Source organism: Variovorax sp. DXTD-1 (genome assembly GCF_003984625.1).
In the GTDB taxonomy this organism is placed as follows: domain Bacteria; phylum Pseudomonadota; class Gammaproteobacteria; order Burkholderiales; family Burkholderiaceae_C; genus Variovorax.
Genome location: NZ_RWKH01000002.1, coordinates 122,892 through 139,657, shown reverse-complemented (window position 1 = coordinate 139,657; position 16,766 = coordinate 122,892). Strand labels below are relative to the sequence as shown.

Annotated in this window: 7 protein-coding genes; all 7 read left to right on the top strand. The window is 62.1% G+C overall.

What is annotated here, in order from left to right:
• The first annotated feature begins 42 nt into the window (after nt 1–42).
• The 7 genes from EJI00_RS02680 to EJI00_RS02650 all read left to right on the top strand — a co-directional run bounded on the left by EJI00_RS02680 (nt 43) and on the right by EJI00_RS02650 (nt 16,554).
• Nucleotides 43–9,720 (top strand): filamentous hemagglutinin N-terminal domain-containing protein, encoded by a 9,678-nt coding sequence (locus EJI00_RS02680; protein WP_126745917.1) that lies wholly within the window; start codon nt 43–45, stop codon nt 9,718–9,720.
• A complete protein-coding gene (locus tag EJI00_RS02675; RefSeq protein WP_126745916.1) occupies nt 9,717–10,460 on the top strand; it encodes a hypothetical protein in 744 nt (247 codons plus the stop codon). The genes EJI00_RS02680 and EJI00_RS02675 overlap by 4 nt, the downstream gene beginning before the upstream one ends.
• Nucleotides 10,461–10,602: 142 nt before the next feature.
• A complete protein-coding gene (locus EJI00_RS02670) occupies nt 10,603–12,279 on the top strand; it encodes a ShlB/FhaC/HecB family hemolysin secretion/activation protein (protein WP_185868043.1) in 1,677 nt (558 codons plus the stop codon).
• A gap of 122 nt (nt 12,280–12,401) precedes the next feature.
• A complete protein-coding gene (locus EJI00_RS02665; protein WP_126745914.1) occupies nt 12,402–13,424 on the top strand; it encodes a hypothetical protein in 1,023 nt (340 codons plus the stop codon).
• A gap of 49 nt (nt 13,425–13,473) precedes the next feature.
• Nucleotides 13,474–14,244, top strand: coding sequence for an AP2 domain-containing protein (locus tag EJI00_RS02660; protein WP_126745913.1), 771 nt, complete (start codon nt 13,474–13,476; stop codon nt 14,242–14,244).
• A gap of 655 nt (nt 14,245–14,899) precedes the next feature.
• On the top strand, nt 14,900–15,568 hold the full coding sequence (locus EJI00_RS02655) for a hypothetical protein (protein WP_126745912.1): 669 nt from the start codon (nt 14,900–14,902) through the stop codon (nt 15,566–15,568).
• A 185-nt stretch (nt 15,569–15,753) separates the two neighbouring features.
• Entirely contained in the window at nt 15,754–16,554 is an 801-nt protein-coding gene (locus EJI00_RS02650) for an NYN domain-containing protein (RefSeq protein ID WP_126745911.1), read from the top strand.
• The last annotated feature ends 212 nt before the right edge of the window (nt 16,555–16,766 follow it).

Genomic DNA, 16,766 nt, shown 5'->3' with positions numbered 1-16,766 from the left:
AACCGTCGTGAGTAATAAAAACTCCTCCAGGGACGTCAGAACATGAATCGCCAGCTTCACCGCATCGTCTTCAATGCCGCCAGAGGCATGCGGATGGTGGTCCAGGAAACCGCCAAGAGCACGGGTAAAGGATCGAACAAGGCAACGACGGTCGCGGTTGGCGGCGTGCTGGCTGGTGTGGCGGCTTTCGCGCCCATGCTGATCGGTGCCACGTTGGCGGGGATACTGACAGGAACATCGGCGCATGCGCAGATCGTCGGTGCACCCAACGTTCCCGGCAACCTGCGCCCGACCGTGCTGGTCGCACCTAACGGCGTGCCCTACGTGAACATCCAAACGCCCTCGGCCGCAGGCGTTTCTCGCAACGTCTACAACCAGTTCAACATTGGGACCAACGGCGCGATCCTGAATAACAGCCGGGTCAACGTGCAGTCGCAGCTCGGGGGCTATATACAGGGGAATCCATTCCTGGCCACGGGACCCGCGCGCATTATCGTCAACGAAGTTAATGGCGGGAATCCGAGCCAGATTCGCGGCTATCTGGAAGTTGCGGGCCAGCGGGCCGAGATCATCATAGCCAATCCGGCCGGGATCAGCATTAATGGCGGCGGCTTCATCAACGCATCTCGCGCAACGGTGACCACGGGTACGCCGCAATTCAACGCCATCGGCGGCCTCGACAGCTTCCTCGTGCGAGGCGGCACCGTCACTATCGACGGTGCGGGCCTCGATGCAAGAACGACGGATTATGCGGCCATCCTCGCCCGCGCCGTGCAGCTCAATGCAGCGATCTACGCCACCGACCTTAAGGTGGTCACAGGTGCGAGCCAGATCAGCGCCGACCATACGCAGATCACGCCCACGACGGGCACGGGCGCTGCACCGACCTTCGCCCTTGACTCCTCTGCTTTGGGAGGCATGTACGCAAACAAGATCACGATGATCGGGACCGAGGCGGGCCTGGGCGTGCGCAACGCCGGCAGCATCGGTGCGAGCACCGGCAACCTGGTCGTCACGGCTTCGGGCCAGTTGATCAACACCGGCACGCTGGAAGGCCAGAGCGTGCAGCTTGCCAGTACCGGCGGCGACATCGACAACCGCGGCGGCACCATCCGTCAGACCAGCAGCGTGGCCCTGGCCATTGCCGCGCCCACGCTGAGCAACACCAGCGGCGGCGTGATCGGCCTCGAATCGGCACCGGCACCGGCACCGGCGCCAACCGCCGGGACGGGTGGTACCGGCACGGGCGGCACCTCGGGCACCGGCACAGGATCGACGTCATCCGGCGGCACCCCGTCGACGACTGGCGGAACGACGACAACGAGCGCGTCGGCACCCGCACCGGCGCCCATCGCCCCCGGCAGCATCACCGCCACTGGCACGATCCGCAACGACGGCGGCAAGATCTACGCCGGCGGCCCCATCACGCTGCAAAGCGCCAATATCAACAACAACGGCGGCACGCTCAGCGTTGCGAGCATGGCGGTCAGCCAGCCGACGTTCGACAACCACGGCGGCACGCTGAACGTCAGCAACGGCTTCAGCGCCAACGTCGAGCGCTTCGACAACACCGGCGGCACACTCAACGCGGGCAGTCTGAACATCGCCACCACGGGTGATCTGATCAACGTCGACGGCAAGCTGACCAGTGCGGCCGACGCCACCCTGACAGTCGGTGGAAGCGCCGACAACACGCGCGGGACGATCTCGGCCACGAGCGCGCTGACCGCGAACGTGGCGGGCGCAGTCAACAACACCAGCGGCACGCTGGTGGCGAACCAGGGCGTCGCACTCGGCGCGGGCAGCCTGGACAACACGCAGGGCAGCATCCAGTCGGCGCAGGCGGGGGTGCAGCTGGCGGTGGCGAACCAACTGAGCAACGGCAGCGGCGGCACGATCGGTGCGGCCACGGACCTGAAGGTGCAGGCGGGTTCGCTCGTCAACGCCAATGGCGCCAGCTTGCGCGGCGCGAACGATGTGAGTGTCGCGGTCGGCGGGGCGCTCGCGAACGACGGCAGCATCACAGCCGGGCGGCATACCACGGTCGCCGCAGGCAGCCTGCAAAGCGGCACCACCGGCGTGCTGGGCGCGGGCATCCAGAGCGACGGCAAGCTTGGCGCTGCGGGCGATGTGGTCGTGACCACGACCGGCGCCCTGGTCGCCAACGGCACCAATCTGGCGGCCGGCAACGCCACGTTGCAAGGCGCGAGTGTCGATCTCTCGGCCAGCCAGACCAGCGCGGTGAACATTGCTGTCACGGCCACGCAGGGCAACGTGGTCACCGGCAGCCAGGCCAAAATCGTGACGCCCGGCACCTTGCGCATCACCACCAACGCCCAGCCCGGCCAGACGCTGGTCAACGATGCGGGCGCGCTCAACGCCGGCCAGCTGGACCTGCATGTCTCCAATCTCGCCAACACGAACGGTGGCGAGATCGTGCAGACGGGCACGGGCGCGACGACCATTGCGACCACCGGCACCCTGAACAACAACGGCGGACGCATCGCCAGCAATGGGCAGGACCTGAGCCTGAGTGGCGCAAACATCACCAACGCCGGCGGCAAGATCGAGCATGCCGGCACCGGCACGCTCACCATCGCGGGCGGCAACTACAGTGGCACCGACGGCCAGATCACAGCCAACGGCGCACTGACGGTCGCGATGTCGGGTGCCTTCAACCAGGACGGCGCCAAGGCCGCGATCAGCGCCAAGCAGCTCACCATCGATGCAGGCTCCTTGAGCAATCGAGGTGGCCAGATCGTGCAGACCGGCGCCGATGCGACGCGCATCACGGTGGTGGGCGCGCTGGACAACAGCGGTGGCACGCTGGCCAGCAATGGCAACACGACCGTCGCGGCCGGTAGCTTGGCCAACCAAGGCGGCATCCTCCGTGCCGCCGAAACCTCCGACCTCGGCCTCACCGTGGGCGACCTGCTCGACAACAGCAGCAAGGGCGTGATCGGCGCAGGCGGCAGCACCACCATCGCGGCCGGCAGCCTGAACAACAACTCTGGCCGCGTGACCGCGGTCGGCGACCTGAACGCCACCGTTGGCGGCGCGGCCTCGAACGTGGGCGGCACGCTGGCGGCCAACGGCCACACCACCCTGGTGACGGGCACGCTGGACAACAGCAGCGGGACGGCTGCGGCGGTCAATGGCAACCTGAGGGTCACGACGACAGGAGCGACGACGAACAACGGCGGCACCTTGCAGGCCGGCGCCGCGACCACTCTGCTAAATGGCGGCCTGAGCAATGTCGGGGGCAAGGTCTTCGGCAACAGTCTGTCCGTGAACACGCGTGCGAACGGGCAGAACAATGCGTTGAACAACACGCAAGGCACGCTGGCCGCGACCACCACGGCGACGGTGAGCTCGGGTGCGTTCGCCAATGATGCCGGCCTGATCCAGTCGGGCGGCGTGATGACCATCAATACGAACGGTCAGGACCTGAGCAACACCAATGCGGCAGGCTATGCCTCGGGCCAAGGCGGCATCACTAGCGGCGATACGCTAAACCTGATCACCGGCGCGGTCAACAACAACGCCGGCTTCATCGGCGCGAAGAACGCATTGGTCGCCGACACGCAGGCCTTCTCCAACACGGGTGGAGGCCAGGTGCTCGGACAGTCCACGGTGGCGATCAACACCAATGGCGCGAGCTATGACAACACTGGCGGCCAGACCTTGGCTCTGGGCGACCTGGGCGTCAACGCCGGCAGCATCACGAATACCAGCGGTCTGATCCGATCGGCGGCCACGACGACGCTCAATGCCGGCAGCATCGCCAACACCAATACCCTCGGCACCAACCAAGGCATCGAAGGCCAGAACGTCGCCATCGGCACTGGCCATGTCGACAACACCTCGGGCGCCATCCGCGCCGATGTCGACGCCACCATCACCAGCGGCGGCACGGTCAACAACACGAACGGCCTGATCTCGGCCGGCAATGAGCTGGGCATCCTCGACCCGAACCGCGCCAACCCCGGTGCCAAGACGCTGAACCTCGTCAACACCGGCGGCAGTCTGGTGGCTGACAAGAGCCTGAAGATCGATGCCGCCACCTTCAGCGGCGACGGCCGGGCTGTCTCTGGCAAGGACCTGAGCATCGCGCTCACGCAGAACATCGTGAACAACGGCGAGGTGGCCGCCAACGGCAACCTGAGCTACACCACCACCGGCAACTTCACGAACAACGGCAAGCTGCTGGCGGGGCAGACGCTCACGGTGGACGGCAACAACGTCGACAACACTGCCAACGCGGAAATGTCGGGGACCGATACGGTCGTCAACGCCGCCGGCACGCTGACCAATCGCGGCCTGATCGACAGCCAGGGCGCGACACAGATCAATGCGGGCACGCTGAAGAACATCGGCACGGGCCGAATCTACGGCGACGACATCTCCATCGGGGCCGGCACGCTCGAGAACGATGCTGAGACCGTCAATGGCGTGACCAAGGCGGCAACCATTGCGGCGCGCGACACCCTGGACATCGGCGCAGGCACCATCAACAACCGCGAGCACGCGCTGCTTTTCAGCGCGGGCGACATGTTCATTGGCGGAGGGCTGGGTTCCGATCGCCAAGCTATCGGCAAAGGGAGCGTGCTCAACAACGAGAGCGCAACGATTGAATCGCTGGGTGACATGTCCATAGCGATGGGCAGCATCAACAACGTGGATACGCACCTGAAGGTTGCGACCACCAGCAACACGCAGATGATTCCCAGCATCATCACGATGGACGGCAAATCGTGGGACCCCTACGACGCCCAGGGCAATCTCATCACGTGGGGCGATCCCAGCACGCGGTTGGTCTACCACAAGGCCGCTGACGGCACCGTCAGCATCATCGGCAAAGGCTGGACCAACGCCGTCACCAACATCACGGTCACGGAAGACTCCGTAGTTCCCGGGACTGCCGATCCGGCGCGCATCGTCGCTGGCGGCAACATGCGGCTCGACGGCCATGTCTACAACCGCGACAGCCAGATCATGGCGGGCGGCGCACTGGATGCGTCCGACGTGGACAACCAGGCGACGCCAGGCAAGCGGGATACCACGGTGAGCGCCATATGGATTGGCTACAACCCCAATCGCCCCGGCGAAGCTCCGGAAGCTCCGATCTACATCCTTCCGACGACGACGACCGCCACCTACAAGCTCACGGACTACCAGCCGCAAGAGCATCTCAATGCCACCCGAGGCTACAACGCAGGTGTCGCCCCGGTCGGCGGCGCAACGGGCAGCGCCGGCGGTACCGGCGGGGTAAACGGCGGCAATCGTCCCGGCGCCATCGTGGAAGTGCCGGCCAATGTCGGCGGGGTCGTGCGGACGTCGGCCAACGGGGCCGATGCAGCCGGCGGCGCCGGCGGCGCCGCCGGCACGGGTGCCAGCCCGGCCGTGCCCATGGTCGTGCGCACCAGCCTGCCAAACACGAGCGTTCCCAATGCCAGCCTGTTCAACATTCATGCCGGCCCCGGCCGCTACCTGATCGAAACCGATCCGCGCTTTACGAACTATCGTGCTTGGCTTTCGAGTGACTACATGCTGAGCGCTCTTGGTCTCGATCCGAGCAACACTCTTAAGCGCTTGGGCGATGGTTTTTACGAGCAGCGTTTGATTCGTGAGCAGGTCGCTCAATTGACTGGCTATCGCTATCTAGACGGTCACTACGACGATCAAGAACAATACAAGGATTTGATGACTGCTGGAGCGACCTTCGCTCAGCAATATGGGCTACGCCCTGGTGTGGCTTTGACCGCAGCCCAAATGGCACAACTCACCAGCGATATCGTATGGCTGGTAGAGCAAACCGTGACCTTGCCCGATGGCAGTGTCCAGCAGGTTTTGGTGCCACAGGTTTATGTTCGTGTACGGGCGGGAGATATCAATGGCAATGGGGCCATCCTCAGTGCCGACACCCTGCGGATCAAGAGTGATCACGACCTGACCAACACGGGAACGCTCACCGGGCGCTCGGTGGTGGCTATTACTGCTGAGAATGTAAACAACCTCGGCGGGCGCATCTCTGGTGGAAATGTCGGCATCACAGCGCGGCAGGATCTGAACAACATCGGGGGGAGCATTGATGCACGTGACAGCTTGAATATCGACGCCGGGCGCGACATCAACGTCCGCAGCACCACGCAGACGAACGGATTCAACACGAACGTAGATCGAGTCGCGGGTCTCTATGTGACGAACCCGGGCGGCACGCTGGTTGCGAGCGCAGGGCGCGATGTGAACCTGATCGGCGGGATCATCTCCAACCAGGGCGCGGGCGGCTACACCTCCATCTCGGCGAAGAACGACATCAATCTCGGGACCGTCACCGAGCGGCGTGGCTCGATCGGCATCGGCGCCAGCACGTCCCTGGCGACGGCAACCTCAACCGAGCTGGGCAGCACGATTGCCACCAACGGCACCACGTTGCTGTCGGCCGGCCGCGATTTCAATGCACGCCAAGCCACCGTGGATGCGGGCGAGGGCCTGCTCACTGTACGAGCCAATCGCGACATCAACATCGCGTCGGGCCAGACCACCGTGGCCGGCAGCTACGCCGCACAATGGACGGACAGCGGCACCTTCAGCCGCACCGACAACAAGTTCTCGGGAAGCTTCGACAGCAGTACGAGCGTGGGCAGTAGCTTCTCGGGCGGAACTGTGCTTATGGGCGCCGGGAGAGACATCACAATTGAGGGCTCAAAAATCAGCGGCACCCAGGGAGTGGCGATCAGTGCGGCCCGGAACCTGACCGTGGTCGAGGGGCGCAATACCTCGAATGCTAGCGCCGAGTTCGAGAAGGACAAGCGGGGCATTGGTGGCATGGCCGGCCTGCTCACGGGCAACCCGATCATCCCGGTGCTGCCCTATGGAAAGAACAGCTCCATGGGCGCCGAGATCCACTCGGACACGGCCTCGGCCAGCAAGATCAGCAGCAGCCAGGGCGGCGTGTTGCTGCAGGGCGGCAACAGCGTTTTCCTGCAGGGCGTGCAGGTCGATGCGGCCAAGGACATCACCATCAAGGGCGGCAATGTCATCATCCAGGCCGCGACCAACAGCAGCTCGGTGACGGGATCGACCGGCTTTCGCACCAAGGGCATCGAGCCGGGCCAGTTCCTGTGGCATGACCCGAGCACTGGCATCAACGCGCGCAAGACGACCGAGACCAAGGTCGAAGACAGCACGCTGATGCGTACCACCCTCAATGGCGCGAATGTCTCCATTGAGGCCGCCGATACGCTGGCGATGGCCGCCACGACAGTCAACACGCCCGGCACCCTGAGCCTGAGCGCCGACAACCTCATTCTCGGCACCCAGACCACCGAGCACAGCACGCAGACCACCAGCCAGGGGCGCGACCTGGCCTATCAAAAGGTCAAGGACAAGGGGCAAAGCGACCAGACCACGAACTACAACCAGTTCAATGTGGGAAATCTCGCGGTCAATGCGAACCGCGTGCAGGCTGGGCTGGGGGCCCGCGACAGCGTCGAGGCACTCGCAAAGCAGCCGGGCATGGGCTGGGTGGAGCAGATCACCAACGATCCAAAGCTCAGCGGCAAGATCGACTGGAAACGGGTCGAAGAGGAGCACAAGACCTGGAACTATGACCAGCAGGGCTTGACGCCGGAGGGGGCGGCGATCGTGACGATCGTGGTGGCGTACTTCACGGCGGGGGCGGCTTCCGAGATCGGGGCCGCCGCCGGTGGCGCAGCGGGTGATGCTGCCGCGATGGCCGTCGGTCAGGGCGTTGTCATTGAAGGCTCTGTCTTCGCAGCGGGTAGCACCGTTGGTGCAGGCGTCGGGACCTTCGTCAGCGGAGCCGTCGCGGCCGGCCTTACGACGCTTGCGACGCAAGCGTCCATTGCTCTCATCAACAATCAGGGCGATATCGGCGGCGCGCTGCACGATCTGGGCAGCAGCGCCAACGTCAGGAACCTGCTGACAGCGGTCATCACAGGCGGCGTGCTGAGCGGACTCAGCATGGATCCGACCGGGTTGCCCACGACGGGCGGCGGAAGTCAGGGGTTCTTAACCCAGCTTGGGCAAAACTTGCAGGCTGGCGCGGCCAGGGCCGTGATCGGCACTGCGATCAATGGCGGCAGTTTCGAGGAAAACCTGAAGGAGGGCCTCAAGAGCGCCATCTTGGACACCATCGCCGCGCAAGGCGCCAATGCCATCGGGACCAACTTTGAAGGCTTGAGCAATAAGGTTGCGCACGCAATTGCGGGGTGCATGGTTGGTGCCGCACGAGCGGACAGCGCGAGTGGGTGCGGTGCTGGCGCGCTCGGTGCGGCCATCGGCGAGATCGCCGCGGAAGCCTACGGGCGACAAGCGGACACCGTACAGTTTGCGGCCATGATGAGTGCTCTCGCCGTGGCAATCACGGGTGGAGATGCGGCGCAGATCAATCTCGGTTCCCAAGCAGGGAGCAATGCTGCTGCAAATAACTACCTAAATCACGATCAATGGAAAAAGCTGGCGTCAAGACTGAAGGAATGTAACGAGAAGCCTGCCGGGTGTTCGTCAGGTGATCAAAGCGCAATTCGCAAAGAATTTCAGCTTTTGAGTACCTTGCAAGATGACGTAATGCGTGTGGCATGCGCTGATCTCGGCAGCGCGGCGTGTCGCTCGGTGTTGAACGATGCTGCCGAGGGCACCAAAACACAGATGGCCCTCGCAACAGCAGGCCTCATTCCCCCGAACTATGTCGTTGTTGGTGGCGGTGACTTCAATGCGAACGCGCTGCTTCTCCAGCGAAGTGTGGACGCCTATGACATTTTGGCTGCATGCAAAGCAAATCCGACGGACTGCGACGCGCGGCGTCTCGATGGCACGGTCCGTCTTGCGCTAACAGCCGCCGGAACCTTGGCGGCTGGCGCGTTTGCTTTCGAATTGGGTGCCTTGGGAGCGGCTCTGATAGCTGAGCCTGGGGGCATGTATTGCGCCAGGGATCCTCAGCGTTGCTTGAATGCGGTGAGTGCTATCGCAGAGTTGGTCACCGGGACTCCCGGCGGCGGCTACGCCCCACTAATCCCGCCTCGGGGCGCGCAGACTGTAGCAAACGCCGCGGACGAGGCCGCAGCAGCTAGAAACTACGCCGTCAACTCAGGCGCCAGCAATGGCACTGTTGTTATGCGAGATGCCAATGGCAACGTGGTTCCTATCGGGAGCGTAATCCCCTCCGGCAGCTCGACGCCTGTGGTACCTAGGCCGGGAGTTAACCCGGATACTTTGTTGCCCAACCAAGGGACCCTGGTTCTGACTGAATCACAGGCAAGAAATCTGGAGGGCGCCAATAGGGGCCTGATCTACGTAACGGAATCGCCACGCGGCAAGCAGGCAGCTCAGGATTTTCAAAATGGTACCTCTGGTGCCTTTTCCGATCTTTCTTTGCAAAAGCCGGCGGTTCCAGCGCTGCGCTATGATAATCCAAATAATGGTCTAAGTTTTATCAAATTCGATGGCATTGAGACTGGTGCAAATGGAAATAGTATCCTGCTGATCGATGCAAAAACGAAACTCGCAATTTGGAGTAGTTCTACGCAAACATCCGTAATGTCTACGCTTGAGCGAGTTAGGGCTGCCGTGACTCAAAATCCAGGATATAGTGTTGTTTATGAGTTTCCAAACCCTACGGTCGCGGCGCAAGCCAGACAGTTTATCAATCAACAAGGTTATTCTGATGTCGTGTCAGTTCGAGTGAGGCAGCCATGAGTTCTGTTGATATTATTCTTTGGGTATTTTCGCGCGCAAACAAAAAGGACAGCATCGCGGATTTATATGCCGAAGCCATGAGGAAAATGGTGAGCTTGCCTCCTCCGCTTGGTTTCTCTCAGGCAGAGTTGCCCGCCACGCCGGATTGCGGCGATGGATTGAGTGCTACTTTTTCAGTTAGAAAGTTAACTCCGGGGATAAAGTTCATAGGGAACTATAAATTTCGGGGTGAACGGTACTCGTATGAAGATCGGGCGGCATTCGATGATAGTTTTCGATTTGGATTTAAGAGTTCAAATAAAGGATTAAACTATGCCTCTATCTTGCGTGAGCAATTTCCTAGAGTGATTGAGGCGTTTGGCGGATATCGTGCTTTTATCTCTTATGGGTTGCATGATCTCCATTACGCCAGCGGAGGAGATAATGGTTACGACAGTCAAGGCTATCCGATCGAGCTGAATGAGATCTACAATCAACTTCGGCGAGATAAAAGCATCGATATAGATGGTCGAAATAACATCTATACCTTGCGTCCAGCTATGTATTGGGATGACGAGCTATGTCGTCGTGCGTTGGGATTTGGTGCTGATGAGGTAATTGCTCGTTTGCGTGGGGAGGTGCCGGTGGCCGAGCGATTGATGAGTGGTGTCTATTTGGTCCTGAATGACGACCTAAATTTATCGTATCAGGGGTTCGTTGAAATGAATGAAAGAATAAAGCCAATGCTGGGGCTGAGATAGTTGGCTGGAGGTGGCCTTCTGCGAGGTGCTAGAAGTTTTTGGTCTTTATCGCGTCATTGGTTGACGCTCCTGTATGAATCGTCACCCAATTTTTATCCTTCGGCAGTGTTTGGTGGGGGTTTTTGCTATTCCATCTCTTGGGATGGCCCAAGTCTCAACCACCCCCCAGCCCTTCGTAGAGCAGCAGCGCCAGCAGGAACGCGAACGCGCCCTGCGCGAGCAGAACGAGCGCACGGTCGACCAGCGCCCGCAGGCGGCCCCGCCTGCGCCGGTGGCACGCATTCCCGAGACCGAAGCCCCGTGCTTTCGCATCGACCGCGTGCTGCTGGTCGGCGAGCAGGCCGAATTGTTCCAGTGGGCGATTTCCGACCTCTCCGGCCCTGACGGCAACGATTCCCCCCTCGGCCGCTGCCTGGGCACCGCAGGCGTCAACGTGGTGCTCGCCCGCGCCCAGCAGGCGGCCATCGCGCGCGGCTTTGTCACCACCCGCGTGCTGGCCGCGCCGCAGGACCTCTCCACCGGCACCCTGACCCTCTCGCTGGTGCCCGGGCGCATCGCGGCCATCCGCCTGACGCCGGATTCTTCCTCGACGCTGCTGGGCAGCGGTGCCTTGCTGGGTTCGGCCATTCCCGCCCGGCCGGGCGATCTCTTGAACCTGCGCGACATCGAGCAGGGGCTGGAGAACCTCAAGCGCGCGCCCACGGCCGAGGCCGACATCCAGATCGAGCCCTCGACCGCGCCCGATGCCAGGCCGGGCGACAGCGACCTGGTGGTCAAGTACGTGCAGGCCAGGAAGTGGCGCGTGGCCCTGAGCCTGGACGACAGCGGCACCAAGGCCACGGGCCGCTACCAGGCCGGCGCCACGGTGTCGGTGGACAACCCGTTCGGGCTGAACGACCTGTTCTACCTGAGCGCCAACCACAGCATCAACAGCCACTTTCTCTCGGAGCCGAGCTATGGCACCGAGGGCCAGACGGTGCATTACTCGCTGCCGTACGGCTACTGGATGCTGGGGCTCACAGCCTCGAACAGCCAGTACCACCAGAGCGTGGCCGGGCTGAACCAGGACTATGTGTATGCGGGCAAGACCAACAACGCCGAGGTCAAGCTCTCGCGCCTGCTGTACCGCGACCAGCGCCGCAAGACGACGTTGGCGCTGAAGGGCTTCCGGCGCGAGTCGCGCAACTTCGTGGACGACACCGAGGTCGATGTGCAGCACCGGGTGGTGGGTGGCTGGGAGCTCGGCCTCAATCACAAGGAGTTCATCGGCGAGGCCACGCTGGAGGGCACGCTGGCGGTCAAGCATGGCACGGGCGGCTTCGGTTCCATTGCGGCGCCGGAAGAAGAATTTGGCGAAGGCACCTCGCGCATGAAGCTGTACACGGCCGAGGTGAGCCTGAATGCGCCGTTCAAGCTGGGTGCGCAGAAGCTGCGCTATTCGGGCTTGATCCGCGCGCAGTGGAACCGCACGCCGCTGACGCCGCAGGACCGGTTTTCGATTGGCGGGCGCTACACGGTGCGCGGCTTCGACGGCGAGACAAGCCTGATGGGCGAGCGGGGCTGGCTGATTCGCAACGATGTTGGCTGGGCCATGGGACAGAGCGGGGCGGAACTGTATGTCGGCGCCGACTATGGGCATGTTGGCGGGCGCTCCACCGCGGACCTGCTGGGCCGCAGCCTGGCGGGCGCGGTCGTCGGGGTGCGGGGGCAGTGGAGCAAGCTCAGCTATGACTTCTTTGTCGGCGCGCCTATCAGCAAGCCGGAGGGATATCGAACGGCCAAGACCACCTTCGGCTTCAACCTCAATGCGAGTTTCTGACGGCGATCGGTTGCTACGAAGGACCTGTGGTGGGGGCCGATGTGGCTTCTATGTAATGGGCTCTGCCCATCGACAGGTGTATTCCGCCAGCGAACAACACCAAGCCAGGAGAACTGTGAATCATGCAAGTTGAACCGCTGAACTACTGCGCGCACGCCATCGAAGACATGCAGAAGCTCGAACGGGCGCTGCGGCCCGTCGCACCACAATCCGCCCGAACTGTGCTTCGGCTCGCTGACGTGCTACGCCAGAGTGTCAAGTTCATTCTGCCCAATTGTTGTGACCTGATCGATCCCGAAGAGATGAAGCAGGCGCACCTTGATCTGTTTCGTCTCCCATTCCCTGTGGTCGCCCTGGAAGCGCCGTGGCAGCGTGAGGCAGGTCCCGACCAGATCGGTGAGTTCAAGCAGTTGCCAGCGACCAAGCGGATCGCGCTGTGCTGGGAAGCAAGCGCAGAGCACGAAGTCATGCCCGGACTCAACGAGATCCTGCAGAGATTTCCCCAGGGCGGCGTGTTCGTTGTCCCCATCTACTGGGGGCCATCCTTCGACTCGTGGAATATCGCGATCGGCGGAGCGTTCCTGCCCTACGACAACGAGGTAGTGAGCGTCACGGACGCGCACCAGATCCTGCCAGCTTCGCGTATTGCGCATGAAGCCATGGCAGGAGCCGGTCGGAAGTTGGGCCAACAGTTCAGCGCCGAGCCGTTTTGGCTGTTGCGTGAACATTTCGAGCAAGCTGTCGCCCAATATGGGAGCGTCGACAAGGCCTACGCACAGATCATGCTCGACACCCATGACGAAATCATGGTGCTGATTCAGGTCTGTAGCGTGCTCAATTGCGCCAATGTCGGCACAGCCGACCTAGCCGCGCCCGAGGCCTTGAACAAGAAGCGGCGGGCCAAAGGCAAGCAGCCTTTTTTTAGCTACAAGGTCCTGGAACTTTCGGACGAGCGTCGGGCCCCTGGTGCTGGTCAAGGCCGCGGATCGCACGGGGCGCCGCGAATGCATCTGCGGCGTGGCCACCTGCGGCGCTTGCCGGAGAAGGTCGTCTGGGTACGCCCGTCGATGGTCAATGCGAACTCGGAGCACGGCGTCGTTGCAAAAGATTATGCAGTGAAGTCAACGCACGCGTCGGGCCATTGAGCACACGGTACATCCCACGAGCCTCGAACCGCATCGAAGCCTGATCGCCATGCCCAAAGGAGCCCGCAATTCCGACGCCATGTATGGCATCAGCCATGTCGACACGAAGTGGGTCGTCATCTTGAGGCGCAACAAGCAACAGTTTTCAAAGAGCTTCTCGCACATCACCTACGGCAGCCCTGAGGCCGCGCTCGCGGCCGCACGGGCCTGGCGCGACGAAACCGTGCGGTTGCATCCCCCAGCCCTGAAGCGCGAGAGGTCCGAGCGGATCATCAGCACCAACAAATCCGGCGTCGCTGGCGTTCGATGTCGACTGGGGCCGGATGGCAAGCCGCAACTCTGGATGGCGCAGACACGCATCGGCTCCCAGACATTGCTCAAGTCATTCTCGGTCGGTCGCTACGGCAAGCAAGCCAAGCTGCTTGCCATTGCCGAGCGCCAGAAACATCTCGACCTTGTCAAGGGACGCGCATCGAGACACCCCGCAGACAACGTTGACCCGACTGCACCGCCGGTACCGCCCGAGCTTTGGTTGACCAAAAGGATAACGAAGGCTGAGGTGGTCCGGCGCAACAACAAAACGGGCATGCCTGGCGTTTTTTGCCGGTCTGACAGCGATGGCCAGCCGCGTGCCTGGATCGCCAGAACTCGCAGCAATGGCGAAACCATCTACAAGGAATTTCTGGTCAAAGAGCACGGTGGGCAGCTGGCAAGGGAACTGGCCATCGCGGAGCGTCGAAAGCAACTCGAGCAAACAGGCCATTTCGCGCAGATGCATCGTGCGGAGGAGACTGTACGGGATAGTAGGACGGCGGCGTGAGGCGCCGCTCCTGGGTTGTCGCGAATGGGCTCGAAACACGCCCAATCCGAAATGAAGAGCCCACAGTAGGCGTTTTCGGTAGGCGCGGGTGAGCGCTGTGCTGCTCGCTGGGGCACTCACTGTTTGGCACGCTATGTGACGCTGGCCCTCAATGTTTTGTCACGACATTGTTCATGGCGCTTCCGTCTTAGGCTATGCAGAGCCGACGACCCCAGTCGTGCGGCTCCTTGGGGTATCACGCCAACTGCGTGAGCTTCCAAGTAACTGCCTTGCCGTTATGCGGCGGCATCACATTTCCCCTGGCGATAGGGGCGGTGGTAGATGGCGAATCCTGTGATTGCCAAACACCGCTCTCTGGGCATTTCTCGCCCGTTCTCGCTGTGGTTCCAACTCCGGCCATGTCATTTCCTCCAGATGCAGCCAAGGCGACTGCGCAGGAAGTGTGAGGTAGTGTTTCGACGACGTGAGGGAGTCACGCTAGAAATTGCGGGTATGTCCCAATATGAAAAACGAGTGCTTTGGGCGCCGCTAGAACTATCGAGGTCCCATGTTTATGGGGGGGCATGCAAACCCTGCGAAGGGGGAAGTAGTTTCACCAGTCCATCTCCCCAGAACAGGGGATGCTCTTTTGGTTACCAAGGCTTACACTGGTCACATGAAGCTGTTCCCTCGACTCCGCCTTGTGCTTGCGCTCAGCGCCATCGTTGCGACGACTGCATGCGGGCGCGCGGCGCTGCCTGTCTTGCCTTATCCGGTGATTCAAAGTTCAAGCCTTTTGACTCAGTACGTGTTCGCGCTGCGCGCAGCTGAAAAGCGGCAAATCGCCTACCCCGATGAACCTTTGTGGCTGCATGACGAAGGTGGCCGAAGCGTCGACACCGTGCTCAATGCCGACAACGCGGCAATGGTGTTTTACGGACTTGCTCACGGCGGGGTCGGCAACGAGAAGACCACGAACGAAATTCTCAACGCGCTGCCGCCGATGCTCCAGCGATATGAAACAGCGTTTGAGAAAAGCCAAGGCAAGTGGTACCAAGAAGAGTACGTCGAGACGATTGGCATCCAGCTTGCGATGCTGACCGTGCTTCAGCCCAAGCTTTCCAACGTCCTGCCTGGACCCGAGAAGATGGTCTACCGGAGCGGGGCGAAACCGATTCCCAAGGCCGTTTCTGACAACGCACAGCAGCTCCTGCAGTTCTACAAGACGTCACAAGCCGAGGCGAGGACCAGCATTCTCGCCAAAGCCAGCGAACTTGCGGGGTCGGAACGTTTGAAGCCGCCGGCGCGAGAGCGGCTAAAGGCACTGCTCAGCACATATCGCTAAGGGCTCCGGCTCTGGAAAATAGAAATCGGCGGATCCGCTTGTGCGTCGGCATAGGAATGCAAGGCCCCCATGCTGGTGCGCCGGCCGTGTGCGAGCGTCAGCAGCGGGCCTTAATGCGGCCGCCAAGTACCAGAGGTGTTTTCGAGGCATCCGACGCCCTTGGGCGCTGAACATTGAGTCTTCGAATGAATCCTTCGACCATGAGCGGTGAAACTCGGGTGGCGGTCCTCGTGGACTGCGACAACGTTACGCCGGAAATCCTGGAATACGCGCTGCGCGTGATTGCTCAGTTTGGACGTGTCGTCTTGCGTCGCGGATATGGGAATCACGCCACTCTGGCCAATAAATGGCAGGAGGCGCTGGTCCGCCTGGCGTTCACCCCGTGCCTACAGTATCAGTACGCTCCGGGCAAGAACACCGCAGACATCGCGCTGGCCCTGGATGCGATGGAAGCCATGTTCGATCACCGGGCCGATACCTTCTGCCTGGTCACCAGTGATTCCGATTTTGCCTATCTGTGCCGCAAGCTGCGAGAGCGCGGGGCGACGGTCTGCATCGTCGGCGAGGCCAAGACGCCGGACGCGCTACGCAATGCCAGCGACCAATTTTTCGAGTGGGTCAGGCCCGAGGCACCGGAACTAGCAGTGGACACGCCCGAAAGGGCCGCCGTGAAGCCCGAGATCGCGAAGCCGGAAGCAGCCGCCAAGCCAGCGGTCAAGCGCAGGCCTCGGTTCCTCATCGATGCCGTGAGCCTGCTCGCCAGCGACACCTCTGAGGGCAAGGTTGATCTGGGGGCGCTCGGCCAGTACCTGAAGCGTACGGACCCGGCCTTTTCGCCGAAATCCTACGGTCACTCCGGCTTGCTCGACATGGTCCGGACCTACGACCTGCTGGTGTCACGGCAGGAGGCGGAAGGCCTGTGGTCCGTGAGCTTGGCCGCTCCCGTGCCGGCAGGTTTGGACGCCTCGACCCCGCTCCCGAACTGAAGACACGCGAAGCCGAAATTCGCGCCCGCTTCATCTATCTCAATCCTGTTGTTTGGCCGCCAGCTTGTTGGGTCCCCAATGCTTCGACCGCTCTCTACCTCGTAGACCGCAAGTCAGCGTTGAGGCGTGCGGCAAAGCAGCGGCGTGAGGTGGGGCGGGCGGTAGGGGCAGGGGTGTACCAGCCAAGCCGGCAGCTGCCTCACCGAGCCAGC